15 protein-coding genes are annotated in these 20,916 nt (G+C 68.3%); 6 read left to right on the top strand and 9 right to left on the bottom strand.

Going from position 1 to position 20,916, the window contains the following annotated elements; translation table 11 throughout:
* Positions 1-49: 49 nt before the first annotated feature.
* From fdxA to AC1DE3_RS25990, 5 genes are all read right to left on the bottom strand, one after another.
* Positions 50-385: a ferredoxin FdxA gene (fdxA, locus tag AC1DE3_RS26010; protein ID WP_441509663.1), complete on the bottom strand. Its 336-nt coding sequence runs from the start codon at positions 383-385 to the stop codon at positions 50-52.
* A gap of 169 nt (positions 386-554) precedes the next feature.
* Positions 555-863, bottom strand: coding sequence for an RNA-binding S4 domain-containing protein (locus tag AC1DE3_RS26005; protein WP_476852895.1), 309 nt, complete (start codon positions 861-863; stop codon positions 555-557).
* 24 nt (positions 864-887) lie between these two features.
* Positions 888-4,262, bottom strand: coding sequence for a helicase-related protein (locus AC1DE3_RS26000; RefSeq protein ID WP_476852894.1), 3,375 nt, complete (start codon positions 4,260-4,262; stop codon positions 888-890).
* 277 nt (positions 4,263-4,539) lie between these two features.
* Positions 4,540-4,986, bottom strand: coding sequence for a MerR family transcriptional regulator (locus tag AC1DE3_RS25995; RefSeq protein WP_441509666.1), 447 nt, complete (start codon positions 4,984-4,986; stop codon positions 4,540-4,542).
* A 200-nt stretch (positions 4,987-5,186) separates the two neighbouring features.
* A complete protein-coding gene (locus AC1DE3_RS25990) occupies positions 5,187-6,161 on the bottom strand; it encodes a KpsF/GutQ family sugar-phosphate isomerase (protein WP_476780646.1) in 975 nt (324 codons plus the stop codon).
* Between the two features lie 258 nt (positions 6,162-6,419).
* Between AC1DE3_RS25990 and AC1DE3_RS25985 the strand changes: the two genes are divergently transcribed.
* Positions 6,420-7,952 (top strand): outer membrane beta-barrel protein, encoded by a 1,533-nt coding sequence (locus AC1DE3_RS25985; protein WP_476780645.1) that lies wholly within the window; start codon positions 6,420-6,422, stop codon positions 7,950-7,952.
* Positions 7,953-8,068: 116 nt separating this feature from the next.
* Here AC1DE3_RS25985 and AC1DE3_RS25980 read toward each other — a convergent pair whose 3' ends face one another.
* A complete protein-coding gene (locus tag AC1DE3_RS25980) occupies positions 8,069-9,922 on the bottom strand; it encodes a M3 family oligoendopeptidase (protein ID WP_476780644.1) in 1,854 nt (617 codons plus the stop codon).
* Positions 9,923-10,110: 188 nt separating this feature from the next.
* On the opposite strand from AC1DE3_RS25980, the gene AC1DE3_RS25975 reads away from it, so the two are divergent.
* The 3 genes from AC1DE3_RS25975 to AC1DE3_RS25965 all read left to right on the top strand — a co-directional run bounded on the left by AC1DE3_RS25975 (position 10,111) and on the right by AC1DE3_RS25965 (position 15,735).
* Complete coding sequence (locus AC1DE3_RS25975; RefSeq protein WP_441509670.1) at positions 10,111-11,607, top strand: sigma-54-dependent transcriptional regulator; 1,497 nt, start codon at positions 10,111-10,113, stop codon at positions 11,605-11,607.
* Between the two features lie 221 nt (positions 11,608-11,828).
* Complete coding sequence (locus AC1DE3_RS25970) at positions 11,829-13,745, top strand: L,D-transpeptidase family protein (RefSeq protein WP_476852893.1); 1,917 nt, start codon at positions 11,829-11,831, stop codon at positions 13,743-13,745.
* Between the two features lie 235 nt (positions 13,746-13,980).
* Positions 13,981-15,735, top strand: a complete 1,755-nt coding sequence (locus tag AC1DE3_RS25965; RefSeq protein WP_476852892.1) for a peptidoglycan L,D-endopeptidase MepK — start codon at positions 13,981-13,983, stop codon at positions 15,733-15,735.
* A 125-nt stretch (positions 15,736-15,860) separates the two neighbouring features.
* On the opposite strand, the gene AC1DE3_RS25960 is transcribed toward AC1DE3_RS25965, so the two are convergent.
* Together AC1DE3_RS25960 and AC1DE3_RS25955 are read right to left on the bottom strand one after the other, a co-directional pair.
* Positions 15,861-16,469 carry a glutathione S-transferase family protein gene (locus tag AC1DE3_RS25960; RefSeq protein WP_476780641.1) on the bottom strand — a complete coding sequence of 203 codons (609 nt, stop codon included), beginning with the start codon at positions 16,467-16,469 and terminating at the stop codon, positions 15,861-15,863.
* Positions 16,470-16,649: 180 nt separating this feature from the next.
* Entirely contained in the window at positions 16,650-17,642 is a 993-nt protein-coding gene (locus AC1DE3_RS25955; protein WP_476780640.1) for a LysR family transcriptional regulator, read from the bottom strand.
* 112 nt (positions 17,643-17,754) lie between these two features.
* Here AC1DE3_RS25955 and AC1DE3_RS25950 point away from each other — a divergent pair, with 112 nt between their 5' ends.
* A complete protein-coding gene (locus AC1DE3_RS25950) occupies positions 17,755-18,360 on the top strand; it encodes an FMN-dependent NADH-azoreductase (protein ID WP_476780639.1) in 606 nt (201 codons plus the stop codon).
* A gap of 127 nt (positions 18,361-18,487) precedes the next feature.
* Here AC1DE3_RS25950 and AC1DE3_RS25945 read toward each other — a convergent pair whose 3' ends face one another.
* Positions 18,488-19,819, bottom strand: coding sequence for an aminotransferase-like domain-containing protein (locus AC1DE3_RS25945; protein ID WP_476852891.1), 1,332 nt, complete (start codon positions 19,817-19,819; stop codon positions 18,488-18,490).
* 97 nt (positions 19,820-19,916) lie between these two features.
* Between AC1DE3_RS25945 and AC1DE3_RS25940 the strand changes: the two genes are divergently transcribed.
* Complete coding sequence (locus tag AC1DE3_RS25940; RefSeq protein WP_476780637.1) at positions 19,917-20,891, top strand: substrate-binding domain-containing protein; 975 nt, start codon at positions 19,917-19,919, stop codon at positions 20,889-20,891.
* Positions 20,892-20,916: the final 25 nt, after the last annotated feature.

Raw genomic sequence — 20,916 nt, 5'->3', positions numbered from 1 at the left:
ATGGCAAAGCCGTGGTTAACGCAGCGCAGGGGTCGTGCGAGGGTCTAAATCAGTCGCCTTCGCCCGGCTCCGGGGAGAACATCTCGAGCTTTCCAGCCACGCCGTCGAACGCCTTTGCGTCCGCAGGCGGCTCCTTCTTCTGGGTGATGTTAGGCCAGCTCGACGCATATTTCCCGTTGAGCTGCAGCCAGCTTTCGAGGCCCGGTTCGGTGTCGGGCTTGATCGCCTCGGCCGGGCATTCCGGCTCGCAGACGCCGCAGTCGATGCACTCGTCGGGATGGATGACGAGCATGTTCTCGCCTTCATAGAAGCAGTCGACCGGGCAGACCTCGACGCAATCCATGTACTTGCACTTGATGCAGTTCTCGGTGACCACATAGGTCATGGGTCGGCCCTTCCAACGCTTCTAAACAGCCCCATAAACCCTTGCCCAGCGCAGGTTTCAAGGCTGTTTTCGTGATCTTCGGCAGAACGATTTTTCATTTCGACGGCACCGTGGAGACGATTTTCATCCCCAGCCGGATTCCGGCGCCCACCTATGGCAGGGCGCGGATTTAGACCTCGCCGTCCGCCTCCGCAAGCGGCGCATCGCCGCTGCCCCCGTCGAGCCGCTCATAGAGCTCCCGCGCCGTCTCGAAGGGGCCGCGCCGCTCGGCAAAGCCCAGGACCCTCACGACCATGGTGGCGTGCGGCAGCGCGAGGGTCAGCACCGCTCCGACCCGAATGCCCTGCGCCGGGTTCTCGGCGCGCCGCCCCTCGATTCGGACATGGCCGTCCTCCACCAGACGCACAGCAGAAGGCCGGGTCCGCGCGAAGCGCGCGAACCAGAGCCATTTGTCGAGGCGTTGGCGGTGCTCCTGCAAGCGGTCAGCGCCTCCCCGGCTCGCTCAGTTCTTGCTGCCTTCGAGCTGTGCCTTGAGGGCGGCCAGCTTGGCGAAAGGCGAATCTGGATCCGGCTCGCGATTGGCCGGGCGCGAACGCTGCGGCTGCTGGAAGCGCTCGTTGTTCCGCTCCTCTCGCCGCGGACCGCTGGGACGGCCCTCGCGCTTGAAGTCCGGCCGCGGGCCACGACCGCCCTCGGGACGCCCCTGCCGCGGCTGCTGATCGTCACGCCGCGGACGCTCATCGTGGCGGGGACGCTCGTCGTGGCGCGGCCGCTCCTGGCGCTGCGGTGCCGCCCCTTCGCCAGCCGCCGCTGCCGCCGGCCGGTTCTCGGGGCGTCCGTCGCGACGCGGACCGCCGGGACGACCTTCGCGCTGCGGGCGGTCGCCGCCGCGGCGCTCGCCCTCGCGGCGCGGGCCGTCATGCCGGCCGCGCTGGCCATGCTCGGGCCGGCGGCCGCCCTGATGGCGATGCGGCCGCCAGACCTCGATGAGCTCCGGCTCTGCCGACGCGGTCTCAGCGACGGGAACTTCAGCGGCAGCAACCTCGACGGAGGCCGCTTCGACGGCCTCGGCCGCCACCGGCAGGGCAACGAGCGCGTCGGCCGGATCCGGCTCGCGCTCCTGCTCCAGCTCGGTCTCGGCCTCGGTCAGGATCGGCGTGGCAGCCGTCTCGACCGCCGGAGCCTCGGCGGCCTGAGCCTCGACGGCAGGCGCCTCGCCGCCCGCCGGCGCATCGGCGTTCAGCGCCGCAGCCGGCTCGCCCGCACCCTCGGCCTCGGGGGAGACTTCCGCGGCATCGCCCTCGGCAGATGCCGCTTCCGGGGCCGCTTCACCAGCCTCAACCGGCCGTGCCGGCTCGGTCGCGGCCGGAGGCGGCGCCAGCGGCACCGTGATCGCGGGGCCGGGACGCTTCACCGACACATAGCCGAGCGAGCGCAAGATCGAAGCGAAGTCCTCGCCGGCGCAGCCGACGAGCGAAGTCATGGCGCCGGTGGCGACGAAGCCGTCCTGATCGGCAGCGCCGGCGGGCGGGGTGCCCTGCGTGGCGCCGGGGCGGTAGGCGATCGCCGGGCGGATCAGATCGGCGAGGCGTTCCAGAATGTCGACGCGCACGGCCCGCTCGCCGCAGACGCGGTAGCCCGCCGCGCGATACAGCCCCTTCGGCACGGCCTTGTCGACCGGGAAGGAGGTGCGCCCCGACGCCGCCAGATGGGCGATATCGTCGAGCCCGGCCGTCTCCGGCCCGCCATGCTTCAGCGCCCAGAGCTGGGCGGCGAGCGCACGCGGCGCCGGCTTCAGCAGCGCCGGCATGTAGATGTGGAAAGCGCCGAAGCGCATGCCGAGCTGGCGCAGCGCGGCGCGGCCCTCCTGATCGAGCGCCTTCATTTCCTCGCCGACCTTGGAGCGCTCGAGCACGCCGAGCGCCTCGGCCGTCTGATAGGCGATGCCGCGCGCGATGCCGGTGACGCTTTCGGCCGCTTCGAGGATCTGGATCGCGCCGAGCAGGCGGGTGATGTGATTCTTCAGCCAGAGATTGAGGCGCGCCTCGACCTGTTCGCGCGCTCCGCCGGAGAGGTGTTCCTCCACGAGAAGGCGCAGGCGCGGCTCCAGCACCTTCTCGCCGGCGACGAGGCGCGCCACCGGCTCGCCCGTCCAGCGGACCAGCCCGTCATGCGAGAGCACGAAGGCATCATCGCCCGCCAGCACGACGCGCGCCGCCCGCGACTCGATCTCGGCGCCGAGCGCCTTCATCGCCGCCAGGTTCAGCGCCTTGACCTCGGCGCCTCCCGCCTTCGGGTCCGCCGTAAAGCGGAAGCCCTGCAGCATTCCCACATGCTGGCCCTCGACGAGCACGTCGCCCGTCGCGGTGACCTCAGCCTCCAACATCGCATTCTCCCGCAAGCGGCGCATCAGCACGCTGGTGCGCCGATCGACAAATCGGTGGGCCAGACGCTCATGCAGAGCGTCCGACAGTTTGTCCTCTACAAGACGAGCCATGCCCTGCCAATGCTCAGGATCAGGTAACCAGTCAGGACGATTGGCAACATAGGTCCAAGTCCTGACCTGCGCGATCCTGGCGGAGAGCGTGTCGATCTCGCCATCGGTGCGGTCGAGCGAGGCGAGTTGCACCGCATACCAGTCGGCGTCGAGCCGACCATGGCGCATCAGCCTGAGATACAGCGTGGTCGCAAGATCGGCATGCTGCATCGGCGAGATCTTGCGGTAATCGGGCAGGCCGCAGACCTCCCAGAGCCGCTCGACCGCAGCACGCCCATGCGCCAGCGACGCGACATCCGGGTCTCTCGCCAACACCTCGAGCGTCGTCATGTCCTCGGCGATCAGCGCCCGGGTCAGGCCGGGTTCCGAGGGCTGGATATTGAGCGTATCGAGGAGGCCGGCGATCGAGCGCAGGTCGAGGTCGGAATTGCGCCACTGCATCTGGCGCACCGGCTCGAAGCGGTGATTCTCGATCGCCTCGACCAATTCCGCGTCGAAGGGCGGGCAGCGCCCGCTGGTGCCGAAGGTGCCGTCTCGCAAATGCCGCCCCGCGCGGCCGGCGACCTGGCCCAACTCGGCCGGGTTGAGCTTGCGGTAGTGATGCCCGTCGAATTTCCGGTCGGCGGCAAAGGCGATGTGATTGACGTCGAGGTTGAGCCCCATGCCGATCGCATCGGTGGCGACGAGGTAGTCGACATCGCCGGACTGATAGATATCGACCTGCGCGTTGCGGGTGCGCGGCGAGAGCGCGCCGAGCACGACGGCCGCCCCGCCCTTCTGCCGGCGGATCAGCTCGGCGATCGCGTAGACCTCCTCGACCGAGAAGGCGACGATGGCCGAGCGCGGCGGCAGCCGGGTGATCTTGCGGTCACCGGCGAAGGTCAGGCTGGAGAGGCGCGGGCGCGTGACGACGTTGACGCCGGGGATGAGCTGCTCGATCAGCGGGCGCATGGTCGCCGCGCCGATCAGCATGGTTTCGGCCCGGCCGCGGCGGTTGAGCAGCCGATCGGTGAAGACATGGCCGCGGTCGAGGTCGGAAGCGAGCTGGATCTCGTCGATCGCGACGAAATCGACCGCGAGGTCGCGCGGCATCGCCTCGACCGTGCAGACCCAGAAGCGCGGTCGCTCCGGCTTGATCTTCTCCTCGCCGGTGACGAGGGCCACGGCCTCGGGGCCGACCTTGTCGACCACGCGCTGGTAGACCTCGCGCGCGAGCAGGCGCAGCGGCAGGCCGATCATCCCGGTGGGATGAGCGACCATGCGCTCGATGGCCAGATGGGTCTTACCGGTATTGGTGGGGCCTAGGACCGCGGTGACGCCATGGGCGCGGGCGGCGGGCGGCAGCGAACGAAACGGAAGCAAGGCGACGGAGCCGATCATCTCGCCCGCCCATGCGGGCGGGAGCGTGGACGGGAATCAGGAACGGGTCTGGCGAGAACGCCTCTGGAACGAAGCGAGGCCGAATCGCGGACTCCGGCAGAATCGGGATTTGTTCCCCGTTCGGGGCTGCCCTCCCTTCGGCATGGGCCATCCCGGCATAGCGCGCCCTCCCACAGAACCGCCGTGGCGGCGCAAAAGGCCGCTCGGCACGATGCCTATTTAAACCCTTCCGCTCCTGAAACGAGGGGCAATCGACATTTAAGGCCGCTGGCCAGCTTCAATGGCGTGCATGGTCGCACTGCCCGTGGTCGGCCAGCGCCTCGATGATCGCGCAGTCGCAGGCCGCGACGCCGCCCGAACAGGTGGTGGCGATCCGCTCCAGCTCCTTCTCCAGCGAGCGCAATTTCGCAATCTTGTCCCGCACCTCTTCGAGATGCGAGACGGAGATCGCATGCGCCTCGTCGCAGGCGATGCCGGGCGTGTCGGAGAGCCTGAGTAGCGTGCGGATGTTGTCGACGGCAAAGCCGAGATCGCGCGCATGCTTGATGAAGGCGAGCCGCTCGGCATGGCGCCGGCCGTAACGGCGCTGGTTGCCCTCGGACCGCTCCGGCGGCGGCAGCAGGCCGACCTGCTCGTAGTAGCGGATCGTCTCGACCTTGACGCCGGTGCGCTCGGCAAGGGTGCCGATCGGCATTACGCGTTCGAGCTTGTCCAGTGCAGCCATGGCGCTCCCTCTGAAGCTATAGTCTCTACAGCTTCAGATAGGTCGCAGTGTGCCCGTGGCAAGAGCACTTCGCGCGAAACGAACCGCATCGTCATTTGCGGGCGCAGCGAAGCGCAGACCCGAGAATCCTGGACAAGACAAGCTCCGCAGCCTCCGCGTCAGGAGATGCTCGGGTCAAGCCCGAGCATGATGCGCGAAGACTACGCCACGCCCATCGCCAGCAGGTCGTGGACATGTACCAGCCCGACCGGCCTGTCCTGCTCGTCCACCACGATCAACGCGGTGATCCGCATGCGGTTAACCAGCTCCAGCGCCTCGACGGCGAGCGTATCAAGCCCGATGCGCCGGGGGTTTGCCGTCATGATATCGCGGGCGCGCAGCGAGCCGCCGCCGCCCATCGCCGCCTTGCGGCGCAGATCGCCGTCGGTGACGACCCCGGCAAGCCTGCCGTCCAGATCCATCACGACGGCGCAGCCGAAGCTCTTCTCCGAGATCATCGCGATCACGTCCGGCAGGAGCGTGTCGAGCCCGATCAGCGGCAATTCGGCGCCGCGATGCATGATGCTCTCGACGGTCTTGAGCTGCGCGCCGAGCTTGCCGCCGGGGTGATAGACGAAAAAGTCCTGCCGCGAGAAGCCGCGTGCCTCCAGCAGCGCCACGGCGAGAGCATCGCCCAGCGCGATCTGCATGGTCGTCGAGGTCGTCGGCGCAAGCCCGTTCGGGCAGGCTTCCGCGGACTTGGGCAGCACGAGCGCGATATCGGCCTCCTTGCCGAGCGTGCTCTCGGGATTGGCGGTGATGGCGATCAGCCCGACCCGGAAGCGCCGGGTATAGCCGACGAGCGCGGCGAGTTCTGCCGCTTCCCCCGACCAGGACAGAGCGATCACCACATCCTCCGGCTGCACCATGCCAAGGTCGCCATGGCTCGCCTCTGCCGGGTGGACGAAATGCGCGGGCGTGCCGGTGGAGGCCAGCGTCGCGGCGAGCTTGCGGCCGACATGGCCGGACTTGCCCATCCCTGAGACGATCACGCGCCCGCTCGCGGCCCGGATCATCGCGACGGCATCGGCAAAGGGCTGGCCGAGCCCGTCGGCGAGCGCGTCATGGAGCGCGTCGAGGCCGGCGCGCTCGGTGGCAACGGTGCGAAGGGCGGAGGCGCGGATATCGGCGATCATGGCCGGCGCTCTAGCACGGGGAGGCCCGCGATTGCCACCGCCGAGGCTCGGCAGAGATTCGTCGCCAAGCCAAACAACGCTCCCCCGGGGCCGCTCGATTTGTCGCTGATCCCGGGCGGAAACCGTGCGGCCGCTTTCCGGAAGCTGCTCAGCGCGGCCGCTTCGTTGACGGGTCCTTAACCCTGTTCGTTCTAACTCCGTTAACCATGCGCGCCCCTCCAGGGCGCGTGAGCTGTTGCCTGGAGCCTGGCGAACCCCGTGTCCGCTCGCACGACGATCCTGCTTCTATCCGGCACCGCCCTGGCCGGAATTGCGTTCGGCTGGACGACGGCCGCGGCGCAGCAGGCAAACGCGCTCCGGACGGGCACGCCGATCTATATCGCGCAGCAGCCGGCCTCGACGGAGGCGCCCTTCGACCCGAGCTCGACCGAGCCCGGCGCCCGGCGCGATCCGGCCGCTCCAGCCCAGCCTCCCGGCTCGGCCGTCTCGACGCGCCAGCCTTCCCGCGCCAGCCAACCCGTCCAGGCGCCGGCCCTGCGCGGCGTCACGCAACGCCAATTCCGCGCTCCCCCACCCGCGGTGGCGATGCTGCCGCAGCCGGCACCGCCTCTCCCGCCGCCGCCCCCTCGTCGCCGCACCGCCGCGGAGGAGGACCCTTATGCCGCGCTGGGGGTGCGCATCGGCTCGGTGACGCTGCGGCCCGGTTTCACCAACTCGATCGGCTACGACACCAACCCGCAGCGCATTGCCCCGCCCGGCGTGAAGGGCTCGCCCTTCGCCCGCTACGAGGGCGATCTTGACATCCAGTCCGACTGGAACGTGCATCAGCTCAGCGGCCGGCTGCGCGGCGGCTATTTCCAGTATTTCAGGGACAGCCAGGCCTCGCGCCCCGATGCCGAAGGCAATCTCGACCTGCGCCTGGACGCCACGCGCGACACCCGCATCCTGCTCGAAACGCGGTTGCGGCTCGATACGCAGCGTCCCGGCTCCCCCGACCTGACCGCCGCCGTCGAAGGCCGGCCGCTGGTCTGGCAATATGGCGGCTCAGCCGGCGTGACACATGACTTCAACCGGCTGCAACTGACCCTGCGCGGCTCGGTCGATCGCGCCGACTATGAGAACGCGCAGCTCACCAACGGCGCGATCCTCTCCCAGCAGGACCGCAACCAGACGCAGTACGGCCTGCGCCTGCGCGCCGCTTATGAGGTCACACCGGGCCTCAGGCCCTTCATCCAGGGCGAAATCGACCAGCGCGAATACGACGACAAGATCGACGCTGGCGGCTATATGCGTTCGTCGAACGGGGTGGGCGGCCGCATCGGCTCGACCTTCGAGGTCAGCCGGCAGCTCACCGGCGAGATCTCAGGCGGCTACCAGAACCGCAGCTACGAGGACCCGCGCCTGAAGAATCTGCGCGGCTTCGTCGGCGATGCGGCGGTGCTGTGGTCGCCGACCCCGCTCACGACCGTGACGCTGCGCGGCTCAGCCACGCTCGGCGATACCACCGTTGCCGGTTCCTCGGGCACGACGGTGCGCGGGGTGGGGCTCGAAATCGCACACGCTCTGCGCCGCAACCTCACGGTCACCGGCTTCACCGGCTTCGTCCGCACCGACTATGAGGGGCAGAACCTGCGCGAGAACCAGATGAGTGTCGGCGCGCGGATCGAGTACAAGCTGACCCGCACCTTCGCGATCCGCGCCAGCTTCACCCACGAGCGCCTGAACTCGACGCAGCCAGGCAACGACTACACCGCGAACGTCTCGATGGTCGGGCTCAGGATGCAGTTCTGACCGGCGTCGTCATGCTCGGGCCTGATCCGAGCATCTCACGACCAGCGGTGCCAGCGCCGTTCCTGCGGGAGATTCCCGGGTCTGCGCTTCGCTTCGCCCGGGAATGACGTTCCGCCTCACTCCATCCCTTCGAGCTCGATGATCATGCCCTCGATCATCCTCAGGCCGATCTGCCAGAAGCCCGGATCCTTCGCATCCAGCCCGAATGGCGCGAGCAGCTCGCCATAGGGCTTGCTGCCGCCGGCCGAGAGCAGCGCGAAATAGCGCTCCTGGAAGCCTTCCGCGGCGTTCTGGTAGACGCCGTAGAGCGAGTTCACCAGGCAGTCCCCGAAGGCGTAGGCGTAGACGTAGAAGGGCGAATGGATGAAGTGCGGGATGTAGCACCAATACGGCTCGTAGCCCGCCGTCAGCCGGATCGCCGGGCCGAGGCTCTCCGCCTGCACGCTCATCCAGATCTCGCACAGCGCTTCCGGCGTCAGCTCGCCCTCGCGGCGGGCCTGATGGACCTTCCGCTCGAAGGAGTAGAAGGCGATCTGGCGCACGACCGTGTTGATCATGTCCTCGACCTTGGCGGCCAGCATCGCCTTGCGCTGCTGGCGGTCGGTGGTCATGTCGAGCAGCCGGCGGAAGGTCAGCATCTCGCCGAAGACGCTGGCCGTCTCGGCCAGGGTGAGCGGCGTCGGCGCCATCAGCGCCCCGTTCGGCGCCGCCAGCACCTGATGCACGCCATGGCCGAGCTCATGCGCCAGCGTCATCACGTCGCGCGGCTTGCCCTGGTAGTTGAGCAGCACATAGGGATGCGCTGATGGCACCGTAGGGTGCGCGAAGGCGCCAGGCGCCTTGCCGGGGCGCGGCGGGGCGTCGATCCAGCGCTCGTCGAAGAAGCGCCTGGCGATATCCGCCATCTTCGGCGAGAAGGCGCCATAGGCCGAGAGCACGGTGTCGCGCGCTTCGGTCCAGGGGATGGTGCGTTGCTCGACCTGCGGCAGCGGCGCGTTGCGATCCCAGAAATCCAGCGCGTCGCGGCCGAACCATTTGGCCTTCAGGCGATAATAGCGGTGCGACAGGCGCGGATAGGCCTCGCGCACGGCGGAAACGAGAGCATCCACGACCTCGCGCTCGACTCTGTTGGCGAGATGGCGGGAATCCGCGACATCCTCGAACTTGCGCCAGCGGTCGGAGATTTCCTTGTCCTTCGCCAGGGTGTTGGTGATCAGCGCGAAGGTGCGCAGCTCCTTGCGGAAGACAGTGCTCAGCGCCTCCGCCGCCTTGCGGCGGACATCGCCGTCGCTGTCCTGAAGCTTGTTCAGCGTCAGTTCGAGCGTCAGCTCCTCGCCGTCGATATCGAAGCGCAGCGAAGCGATCGTCTCGTCGAAAAGCCGGTTCCAGGCGGCCGCGCCCGTCATCGACTTCTCGTGGAACAGCGCCTCGATCTGGTCGTCGAGCTGATGCGGCTTGTCTTTGGCGAGGTCGTCGAGCCAGGGCTTCCAGTGCGACAGGGGGGCCTCGCCCGCGACCTTCGCCATCACCTCGGGCGCGATGCGGTTGAGCTCGAGCTCGAAGAACAGCAGTTCGGTGATCGCCGCGTTCACCTTGTCCTGCGTGTCGCCATAGAACTTGGCGCGCTGCGGGTCGGTGGTGTCGCCGGAATAGACGAGGCCGGCATAGGCGCCGATGCGCCCGAGCAAATCACTCAAGCCCTCATAGCGCTTGACCGCTTCCGCGAGCTTCTCGCTGCCGTCCGACTGGGCGGCGAGGTCCGCGAGCTTGCCGCGATAATGCTCGGCAAGGGCCTGTGCCTCGGCGAGCGCCCGTTCGAGATCGCTCTTGAGCTCGGGCGAACCGACACCCGGATAGAGGTGGCTCAGATCCCATTCCGGCAGATCGCCGGGCGTGCTCGCCGGCTTGGCCGCGCCCGCCTTGGCACCGGAGCGCCGGACCGTTTGCCAGATCGTCTCTTGGAAGCTCATTCGCTCGACACCTTGCCGCACTGACTTGGGCTTACTCCATAGGCCGGGCTCTGCCCACGGATCAACGCCGGTGCGTGCCGCGGTTTAAATCCCGCTTAACCCTTCTGGCCGACGATGCCCCAGAACGGAACAGGTGATTCCGTCGGCACAAAGCATTTCTTTCATACTGCATCGTCTTTCGAGGTGTCATGACCGCCACCGTCCTCGTCGTCGACGACGATCCCGTCCAACGCCGCCTGCTCGACGCGATGCTGAAGCGCTTCGGCTATGAGGTGATCGTGGCCGAGGACGGCAAGGCGGCTGTCTCCCTCTTCGGCGGGCCGGACGGCGAACGGGTCGATGCCATCGTGCTCGACTTGCAGATGCCGGGCCTCGACGGCATGGGCGTGCTCGCCAATCTGCGCGAGCGCGGCATCGAGACCCCCGTCATCGTCCAGACCGCGAACGGCTCGATCGAGACCGTGGTTGCGGCGATGCGCGCCGGCGCGGCCGATTTCGTGGTGAAGCCGGTTGGCGCCGAGCGTCTGCAGGTCTCGCTCAAGAACGTCCTCAAGCTCGGCGCGCTCGAACACGAGCTGCGCCATATCAAGCACCGCGCCTTGAACACGCTGGGTTTCCGCGATCTCGCGACCAAGAGCCCCGATATGGGGCGCGTCGTCAGGCTCTCCGAGCGCGCGGCGAAGTCCAACATTCCCGTGCTGATCGAAGGCGAATCCGGCGTTGGCAAGGAAGTCCTGGCCCGCGCCATCCAAGGCTCCAGCGACCGCCGGGGCAAGCCCTTCGTCACCGTGAATTGCGGCGCGATCCCGCATAATCTCGTCGAGTCGATCCTGTTCGGCCACGAAAAGGGCGCCTTCACCGGCGCGACCGAGCGCCATCTCGGCAAATTCGTCGAGGCCAATGGCGGCACGCTCTTCCTCGACGAGGTCGGTGAATTGCCGCTCGACGCGCAGGTGAAGCTGCTGCGCGCCATCCAGGAGGGCGAGGTCGATCCGGTCGGCGGCAAGAAATCGGTCCGCGTCGACATCCGGCTGATCTCCGCCACCAACAAGAGCCTGCTGGACCAGGTGAAGCGTGGCGAGTTCCGCGAGGATCTCTATTACCGCCTCAACGTCTTCCCGATCACGCTGCCGCCGCTGCGACAGCGCCGCGAGGACATTGCCGATCTGGCGCGCGGCTTCCTTGCCCGCTTCGCCGCAGAAGAGGGGCGCAAGCTCAGCGGCATCACATCGGAAGCCGTCGCCCTGATCAGCAGCTATGACTGGCCGGGCAATGTCCGGCAGCTCGAAAACGCGGTGTTCCGGGCCGTTGTCCTCGCCGATGGCGACGAGCTCGGAGTCAGCGAGTTCCCACAGATCGCCGCGCAGATGGAAGGCTACGACGTCAGCATTCCGCCGGCGCCGGCCCCTATCGCCCGCGGCGAAGCGCAGGGCGAGCCGCCGCCGCGCATCATCCAGATGCCGGTGCGCGACCCCAACGCCCTCGACCTTGTCGCCGGCTCCGACATGCGCAAGCTCGACGAGCTCGAGCGCGAGATCATCACTTTCGCGCTAGCGCATTACCGCGGGCACATGTCCGAGGTCTCGCGCAAGCTCGGCATCGGCCGCTCGACGCTCTACCGCAAGCTCAAGGAATACGGGCTGATCGAGAACGAGAACGGCGCCGATGAAACCGACGCGGCCTGAGCCGCGCAAGAGCACGCGCCGACCAGATCGCGGAGCAATCCGGCCGGCTTAAGCGTTCTCTTAAGAAAGTTGGAGGCGGATTTACCGCTCAGGCCGGTTCGGCCCGGCGGGCGGGGCCGGCTCCTGCCGAATGCAGCGGCCTGTTGCGCCGCCGCATCTTGTATCAACCAACCGAGTCACGCAGGAATGGCGCGACTTCGACAGCGATCGGGAAAGTGACCATGCGTCCTCGCCATTGGGCGAAACTGACCTCGGCATCCGCCTTGGCCATCATGATGGGATGCCTCCCGCTCCGTGCCGAAACGCCGATCCAGATCGACGCCACGCTCGGCGTTCCGCTGCCCGAGCAGCCGGAGCTGAAGCTGCTCGATTCGGAGCACCCGGCCTCCTCACCTGCCGCGACCGCCCATTCCGGCGCCGCCTCGGAGCCGGAGATCGTCACCGGCACGGTCTCGGCCGGCAGCCGCTTGCGCGATCCGGCCAAGTTCGACGCCACTGCGCCCGCGGACGCGGAGGACGAGCCGGTCACGCTCGACATTCCGGCAATCGAGATGCCGGCGGCCGATCCGGCGCTTGTCCCGGCCTCGAAGGCCGTCGAGCCGGCGCCGCCGCCTGCTCCGCAGACCGGCCCTCTGCAGAGCGTCGAGCCGCTGGTGCCGCCGCCCGAGATGCCGCAGGTCGTGATCACGGTTCCGCCGGGCCTGGAATTCGCGGCGGCCGTGGCCGAGCACCTTCAGGACGCGGTTGCGGTCCCGCGGCTGTCCGAGCGCGAGCGCAACGAGATCATCGCCGCCTATCAGGCCAATGAGAACAAGCCGTTCTGGATCGACGGAAAGGGCTGGAACGAGGCGGGCAAGCGCATCGCCGCGCAGCTCGGCCGCGCCTCCGAGGACGGCCTGCGGCCCACCGACTATCCGCTTCCGGTCTTCGAGGCGAGCGACAAGGCCAAGCTTGCCGAGGCCGATATCCGCCTCTCGGCGCTCGCCGTGCTCTATGCCCGCGATGCGCGCGGCGGCCGCATCGATCCGCGCCGCCTCTCGAAGCTGATCACGCCGACCCTCTACCTGCCCTCGGCCACCGAGGTGCTCTCCGAGCTCGCCGGTGCGACCGACGCCGGCGCGGTGCTCGCCGCCTACAACCCGCCGCATGAGGGCTATCAGCGCCTCAAGGCCAAGCTCGCGGAGATGCGCGAGCATCTCGACGACACGCCGCTGGTGCGCATTCCCGCCGGGCCGCCGCTCAAGCTCGGCATGCGCGACGAGCGCGTCCCGCTGGTGCGGGCTCGCCTCGGCCTCGGGCCGAACGAGGATCAGGTCTTCGACCGCTCGACCTCGCTGGCGCTGGCCGATTTCCAGAAGAAGGCCGGGCTCCCCGCCAACGGCATCCTGAGCGAGCGCACGCTCGCGGCGCTGGGCAAGCCCGCCGCCGCCCGCGGCGAGGAGGATATCGTCGCCCAGATGGAGCGCTGGCGCTGGCTGCCGCCCGATCTCGGCACAGACCACATCATGGTCAACGTGCCGGAGATGCGCGTCCGCGTGATCCGCTCCGGCAAGGTGGTGCACGAGGCCCGCACCATTATCGGCAAGCCGGAATCGGCGACGCCCATCTTCTCGCACAAGATGGACCACGTCATCGTCAACCCGTCCTGGTATGTGCCGCCCTCGATCCTGAAGAAGGAATTCCTGCCGGGCCTCGCCGCCGATCCCGATTATGCGGCCAAGCGCGGCTATGTCGTCACCCGCACCAAGGGCGGCGGCATTTCGGTGCGCCAGCCGCCGGGCGAGCGCAACGCGCTCGGCTGGATCAAGTTCATGTTCCCGAACGAGCACGCCGTCTATCTGCACGACACGCCGAACCGCCGGCTCTTCGCCGGCGAGCGGCGGGCGCTCAGCCATGGCTGCGTGCGCGTCGAGAACCCCTTCGCGCTGGCGGATCAGGTGCTTGGCCCTGAATGGACGCATGAGCGGCTGAAGCGGCTGATCGGCTCGGGTGAGCGGCGAATCAACCTGCCGCAGCCGCTGCCGATCCACCTCGTCTACAACACCATCGTCGTCGGCGCGGACGGCAGGATCACCCGGTTCGACGATGTCTACGGCTTCCACCGGCTCGTTCGCCAGGCGCTCGAACAACGTGGCTGAAATGGGCCCGCCGCAAGGCGGGCACCTTTTTGCCATGATCCGTCTTTAGCCAACTCGTCACAGCAATTTCCGACGCAGTGATTGTCGGCTCGCTAACGAGCCGTTAACGCTTCTCCGCAACTGTTCGTTCACGTTCATCGTACCGCTTCGGCGGGGGCACCGAGACGGGTCAGACAGATTGGGCAGGATCAACGCCAAGCTTGCAGGATGGTTGCCGTCCGGCCTTAAGCCAGCCATGCGGCGCGTCCTGTCCCTCGGCCTGGCCTGCGCCGCTTCGTTCCTGGCCGTCCGCAGCACGCAGGACGCCATCGCCAACGGCGACACCCGCACCATCACCATCCGGCACATGCACACCAAGGAAGAGACGACCATCACCTTCAAGCGTGATGGCCGTTACGATTCCTCGGCGCTGGAGAAGCTGAACTGGGCCCTGCGCGACTGGCGCAGCGACGAGCCGATACGCATGGATCCGCGCCTGTTCGACGTGGTCTGGGAGGTGCAGCGCCAGCTCGGTTCCGACCAGCCCTTCCACGTCGTCTCCGCCTATCGCTCGCCCAACACCAACGCCATGCTGCGGCGGCGCTCGCGCGCGGTGGCCAAGCACAGCCAGCACATGCTCGGCAAGGCGATGGACTTCTACCTGCCCGACGTTCCCACGGCGCGCATCCGCGAGATCGGCATGCGGCTCCAGCGCGGCGGCGTCGGCTTCTACCCCAACGCCCATACCCCCTTCGTCCATCTCGATGTCGGTTCGGTCCGCTCCTGGCCACGCATGACGCGCGACCAGCTCGTGCGCCTCTTCCCGGACGAGAAGACGGTCCATATCCCGGCCGACGGCCAACCCCTTGCTGGCTACGAACTCGCCAAGGCAGAGGTCCTCTCCAGCGGCGGGTCAGTGGGCGGCTATGCGGTCGCCGATGCCGACGAGGGCGCGGTCGCGGCCTCCGGCGGCAAGAGCCTCTGGGCRTCGCTCTTCGGCGGCGACGATGAGGAGGCCGATGCCCGGCCGGCCCGCGGTGGCCGCCGCGCCGCGCCGCGCCAACAGCCGGCCGTCATCGCTTATGCCAGCCCCGGCTATGCCGACAGCAACTCGGGCGATGGCGGCCGTTTCGCCGTCGCCATGGCACCGGAGCCGACGACGCGGACGCTCGCGCGCGAACGCTCCGAGCGGCTCGCTCCGCAGGCAGCTGCAGCGCCGCCTCCCGCGCCGGCCGCCCCCGCCCCCGCTCCAGCTCCGGAACCAACCATCCTGCCCGCGCCGCAGCAGCGCGCGCCTGAGAGCAGGCCGCAGTTCATGGATGCGCCGCTGCCTCTGGCGCGGCCACGCGGTCTCTCCCTGCCGGGAGACGATCCGGTCCAGGTCGCGGCCCTGCCCGCGACCGGCGGCGCGCTCGCCTTCGCGCCGCAATCGGGCGCCGCGGCCGAGCCGCGTCTCATCCTCGCCTCGCTGCCGCCGCGGCGGCCCGACGAGGTGGTCGCGGCAACCACTTCCGCCCTTGCCGGCAGCCCGGCCGGCAGCCCGATCAACGCGCCATTGCCGCCGATCCGGCCGACGGCGCTGGCCGACTCCGCCATCGCCAGCCTGCGCGGCACCGGCGCCCCGGAACAGGCTTCGGCTGCAGCGCCCGAGGGCCGCCTCGTGACGGCCGCTCTGCCCCCCGTCCGGCCACGTGAAGGCGGCGTCACCTTCGTTCCGGCCAGCCAACGCTCAGTCCCCGTCGCGGCCGAGCCTGAGGAACCCGCGGACATGGACCGCTCCGGCCTGAACTCGCTGTTCGCGACGGTCACGCGCACCAGCGTTTCCGCAGGCAAGCCGGTGAATGTCGCAACCGCGCGCGCCAGGACCACGGGGTCCTCCGCCGCTCCGATCGCCGGCCCGAGCCCCGCCGCCGCGCTCGGCTTCAGCCATGCCGATTCCGGCGCGCCGAAGCCCGGCGCCTTCAGCGGCCCGGCGGTGCGCCCGCTGCCGACGAGCTTCGTGCAGAACTGAGCACTCGCTTGCCCGTGATGCTCGGGCTCGACCCGCGCATCTCGTGCCATGAACCCGAAGCCCCTTTCGGCTCGAGATTCTCGGGTCTCCCTGCGGTCGCCCGAGAATGACGCCTGGCAGTTCGGCTACTCCCGGTCGATCGGCCAGGCCTTGAAGACGTCGAGCGCCTCGCAGGCGCCCGCCTGCTCCGAGAGCGCCGGCCAGCGCTCTTCCGGCACGAATTCCGGGATGACGAAGCGGCAGAAGCCCCAGGCGATCGCAGCGGCGATGTCGCTCGGCAGTAGTTCCGGTCCGGCCGTCAGCTCGCCCTCCTTCGCCGCTTTGTCGAGCAGGTCGAGCGCAACATGCAGTTGGCTGACGATGCGCTCCTGCCAGGGTGCGTAGCGCTGCGCCTCAGGCCGCTTGCGCTCGTATTCGACCGAGACCGCCTTGTCGGCCGCGACGATGCCGATGCCGGTGAGCGCGAGGTCGCGCCGGCGCGCCACGCCTTCGATCGGCCGCAGCGAGCGGCCGGCGACATCCTCGAAATGCTGGATGATCAGCAGGGATTCGCTGATGGCGATGCCGTCGTCGGTGACGAGCGTCGGCGCCTTGATCAGCGGGTTGATCGCCCGGAAAGCGTCCATATGCCGGAACACAGAGACCGAGCGATGCTCGAACGGCACCTCCAGCAGCGTGCCGGTGATCGCCGCGCGGCGGACATAGGGGCTATCGAGCATTCCGACCAGCAGCATCGTTTCCTCCTGACGAGAGCATTTCCGCGCTTCTCGGAATCGCGGAAATGCTCTATGTCTTTGTTTTATCGCATTTTCTTCACGCGAACCGGTGTCCACTTCGCTCGAAAATGCTCTAGGGCCGCGCAACAGTGCCCAGACGCGCGAAAGAAACCACGCGAATTCGCGTGATGCGCCGGATCACGCTGCTTGATGCTCGGGCTTCTTGGCCGGCATGAGCTGATCGCTCAGCGGTTCATCCAGCCTGATCCCGCGCTCATGCGCCTCCATCTGGCAGGGATCCCAATAGGGCGTGCCGCCGAAGCGCTCGACCAAGAGGTCGATCAGCACCCTGACCTTGCCGGGGACATAGGCTCCCGGCGGACGGACCACATAGAGCGCGCGCGTCGGCATGGGATAGTCGAGCAGGATCGGCTCGACCGCACCGGAGCGGATCGCATCGGAGGCGATGAAGGTCGGCAGAACGGCAAGCCCCAGCCCCGCGACAGCCCAGGACAACAGCGTGTCGCCATTGTCGGAGCTCATGCGCCCCGGCGGCCGCACCGTGATCCAGCGCTTGCCGGTGCGGAACACCCAGTCCTGATCGTTGGTGCCGCTATAGAGCAGACAGTCATGGTCATTGAGATCGGCGGGAATGACGGGGCGCCCGCGCCGCGCGAGATAGGCCGGGCTGCCGATCACCGTGGCATGGACCGGCGCAAGCCGCCGGGCGATCAGGCTCGAATCCTTCAGCGAGCCGATGCGGATCGCAGCATCGAAGCGCTCGCCGATCAGATCGACATAGCGGTCGCTCGCCTGCACGTCGATCTCGAGCCGCGTATACCTCTGGGCCAGCTCGCCCAGAAGCGGCGCGACATGCTTGTTGCCGAAGGTCAGCGGCATCGAGAGTCGCAGCCGCCCGGCGACCCCGCCAGCCTGCTGCGCCACCGCCTCGCGCGCCTCGTCGAGCTCGGCCAGGATGCGCTCGCTGCGCGCCTTGAATTCCAGCCCCGCCTCGGTCGCACTCACGCCGCGCGTGGTGCGGCTGAGCAGGCGCGTGCCGAGCTCCTCCTCCAGCCGGCTGACTCGGCGGCTGACGATCGACTTCGCCAAGCCGAGGCTCTGCGCCGCCCGGCCGAAACCACCGGCCTCGACCACGGCGATGAAGCTGCGGATGTCATCGAGCTCCGACATAGGTGTTCCTCAGGCTGCAACAGCTTGGTGCCGATTATGCGAGTTCTGGTGCGATCCGTGAACCACTATCTTGCGGTGATCGAAATCACCCCTCCGAACAGGAAGTTCCATCATGGCTACCGTTCTCGTCCTCAACAGCAGCGCTTCGGGCGCCGATTCGGTCTCCAGGCAGCTGGTTCAGAGCACCGTCTCCCGGCTGCGTGCCCAGAACCCCGGCGTGCATGTCGTCGAGCGCGACCTCGACGCCAACCCCATCCCGCATCTGAATGCCGAGACCACTGCGGCCGTACGCGCCGGCATCACGGAGACCGCGGCGCAGCGCGAGGCGCTCGCCCTCTCCAACGCGCTGGTCGAGGAGCTGAAGGCCGCCGACACCATCGTCATCGGCGCGCCGATGTATAATTTCGGCATTCCGTCGACGCTGAAGAGCTGGTTCGACTACGTGCTGCGCGCCGGCGTCACCTTCCGTTACAGCGAAGCCGGCCCCGAGGGCCTGCTCAAGGGCAAGCGCGCCATCATCGTCGAGAGCCGCGGCGGCCTCTACAGCAGCGGCCCGGCCCAGGCGATGGACTCGCAGGAGCCGCATCTGCGCACCATGCTCGGCTTCGCCGGCATCACCGAGGTCACCTTCATTCGGGCCGAGAAGCTGGGCTATGGCGCCGAGGCGCGCGAGGAGGCGATCCGCAACGCCAACGCCGAACTCGCTCTCGTCGCCTGAGGACGTCGTTCGCAGAAAGCCCCGCATCGGTTGCCCGATGCGGGGCTTTCTGTCGTCTACATCGTCCACTCCAAGCGCCACCGAAGATGGGCTGACGGAAGCGCGGCGGCTCGGCGTAGCAACAGGATCAGTCGCCGCGACGCGCGGCGCGCGCCACGGCGGCGGCGACCCGCTCATGCCCTTGCGCCAAAACCGCCGTCGCCAGCCGGACATGCTCGGTCGGCTGTAGAGAGCACTTGCTGCCGGGCAGGACCGCGATGCCATGAGCAGCGAGCGTCACCAGCGCATATTGCTCGGATTCGACCGGAATCCAGATACACAGCCCATCCGTCTCCGGCATCGCGATGCCGTGTTCCGCCAAATGTCCCAGGAAGGTCCGCCGGCGCTCCGCATAGATCTGGCGCGCATTGGCGACGCTTTGCGTCGTCGCCGCATCGTCGAGCAGCCAGGCGGTGGCGGCCTGCAGCAACCGGCTCGTCCAGCCGGAGGAGAAGCTGCGATAGGACTGGATCTGGCGGATGACCTTGTCCGGGGCCGAAAGCACAGCGATCCGCAGGTCGGGGGCAAGCGATTTCGAGAAGGAGCGGATATGGACGACCCGCTCCGGCATGGTCGCGCCCAGGCTGATCGGCGGGTGGATGGAGACGTCGCCGACACCGTCATCCTCGATCACCAGGGTATCGCTGCCGGCTAGCACCGTCGCCAGTTCCTGCAGGCGTCGCGCACTGACATGCCGCCCAGTGACGGAATGGGTGCGCGGCTGGAACATGAAGGCGGCGGGACGCCGCGACAGCGCGGCCGCGAGCTGGTCGGGCAGCGGCCCCTCCGCATCGCAGCCGATCGGCAGGAGCTCGGCACCGAGATCCTCGATGATATCGAGGAGGCGCATCGCCGTGGGATCCTCGATCGCGACGCACGCGCCCGGCAGCACGGTCGCGTGCAGCACCGAATAGACCGCGTTGTAGCCGCCATTGGTGGCGAGGAAGGCATCGGGGGCATAGGGCCATTGCGGCAGTACGGCCTGCCGCAGCGCCGGCAGGATCGGCGTGCGCTCGTAGCTGTTGAGGTTCTCGGTTTCGGCCGCATGCGCCAGGGCCGCGCGCAGCGGCGGCAGCAGGCTGGCATCCGGGATGGCGAGCGAGAGGTCAAGGACATCGGGACCGAAATGGGCGACGCTGCCCATGCGGGCCGGGCGGGGCGTGGCGCTGTCGCCGCTGACCCAGGCGCCGCCGCGGCCGCGCCCCGAGACGATCTTCTGGCGCTTCAGCTCGCTCCAGGCTTCCGAGATCGTGCCGGGGCTGACGCCGAGGGTGAAGGCGAGGTCGCGCACGGTCGGCATCCTCGTGCCCACGGGCAGTGCGCCCGAGCGGATCAGCGCGCTGACCTCCAGCGCGATCCCGCGTGCGGTGTGTTGCGTCAAGCGGCTCGCCAGCCAGGTCGCGTCGGGTTCGGTGCTCATCGATTCTGAAATTAATGTTCAGGAACGTAATATCGATTGATCAGACCAAGTGAACATTTAATCTGCCGGATATTCAAGGCTTGGAACGAGGTATGCGTTGAAACCTGTCATCCGGCTGGCCCTGCGGGACTGGGACTTCATCACGCCGCTGCTGCTCGGCGACGTCGCCTCCGACCAATTCGAGCTCAAGATCGAGCGGCTTGCGGCGCTGCCGGACGATTTCGCCAGCGATACCCGCTTCGACGCCTCCGAGATTTCGTTCAGCCGCTACACGACCGGGAAAGCGCGGGGCGAGACCGGCGTCTTCGGCATTCCGAACTTCATCATGCGCGGCTTCCGGCATCGCTGCGTCGTCACGGCGGCGAAGAGCCCGCTGACGCGCTTCGAGGATCTGCGCGGCAAGCGCATCGGCATCGCCGGCTGGCAGGATTCCGGCAACACCTGGACGCGCGCTGCGCTGGCCGAGGCCGGGATCGGCATCGAGGATGCGTTCTGGGCCGTCAGCCGCCTCGCGGCGGGCCATCCGGTCACCGATCGCATCGGCCGTTATGCGCGGCCGGGCCGGATCGAGGCGCTGCCCGGCCAGCCGCCGCTGCTCGACCTGCTCGCCGCCGGCGAGATCGACGCCGTGTTGATGCCATTCATGCCCAACGGTTTCTTCGCGCCGGGCTCGGCATTCCGCGCCCTGCTGCCGGATGTCCGGGCGGCTGAGGTCGATTATTTCCGCAAGGTCGGCTTCGTGCCCGGCATGCACATCATCGGGCTCAAGCCGGAGCTTGTGGGGCGCGAGCCCTGGCTGCCGCAGGCCCTCAGCGACCTGCTCGACGAGAGCCTGCGCGTCTGGCTGGAGAAGCGCCGCCGCTATGCCGACACCAGCCCATGGCTGATCGACGAGCTCGTGCGCAGCGGGCATGATCTCCCGGCCGAGTGGAATGCGAGCGGCCTCGGCCCGAACCGGGCGATGGTGACGGCGTTCCTGGAACAGCTGCGGATCCAGGAACTCGCCGAGACCGACCTGACGCCGGAGACGCTGTTCCCGGCCGCCGGCGCTGGGGCCGAACAGGCTGCCTGAGCGCGAACCAATTTGAGAAATAACG

The organism is Allobosea sp. 10L417 (genome assembly GCF_056395485.1).
The sequence above is the reverse complement of the archived record's forward strand: the minus strand, read 5'-3'. Positions and strand labels throughout refer to the sequence as shown.

Coding starts and splice junctions, on each gene's coding strand:
- fdxA (WP_441509663.1), bottom strand. CDS start 385: ATGACCTATGTGGTCACCGAGAACTGCATCAAGTGCAAGTACATGGAT.
- AC1DE3_RS26000 (WP_476852894.1), bottom strand. CDS start 4,262: ATGATCGGCTCCGTCGCCTTGCTTCCGTTTCGTTCGCTGCCGCCCGCC.
- AC1DE3_RS25995 (WP_441509666.1), bottom strand. CDS start 4,986: ATGGCTGCACTGGACAAGCTCGAACGCGTAATGCCGATCGGCACCCTT.
- AC1DE3_RS25990 (WP_476780646.1), bottom strand. CDS start 6,161: ATGATCGCCGATATCCGCGCCTCCGCCCTTCGCACCGTTGCCACCGAG.
- AC1DE3_RS25980 (WP_476780644.1), bottom strand. CDS start 9,922: ATGAGCTTCCAAGAGACGATCTGGCAAACGGTCCGGCGCTCCGGTGCC.
- AC1DE3_RS25975 (WP_441509670.1), top strand. CDS start 10,111: ATGACCGCCACCGTCCTCGTCGTCGACGACGATCCCGTCCAACGCCGC.
- AC1DE3_RS25970 (WP_476852893.1), top strand. CDS start 11,829: ATGCGTCCTCGCCATTGGGCGAAACTGACCTCGGCATCCGCCTTGGCC.
- AC1DE3_RS25960 (WP_476780641.1), bottom strand. CDS start 16,469: ATGCTGCTGGTCGGAATGCTCGATAGCCCCTATGTCCGCCGCGCGGCG.
- AC1DE3_RS25955 (WP_476780640.1), bottom strand. CDS start 17,642: ATGTCGGAGCTCGATGACATCCGCAGCTTCATCGCCGTGGTCGAGGCC.
- AC1DE3_RS25950 (WP_476780639.1), top strand. CDS start 17,755: ATGGCTACCGTTCTCGTCCTCAACAGCAGCGCTTCGGGCGCCGATTCG.
- AC1DE3_RS25945 (WP_476852891.1), bottom strand. CDS start 19,819: ATGAGCACCGAACCCGACGCGACCTGGCTGGCGAGCCGCTTGACGCAA.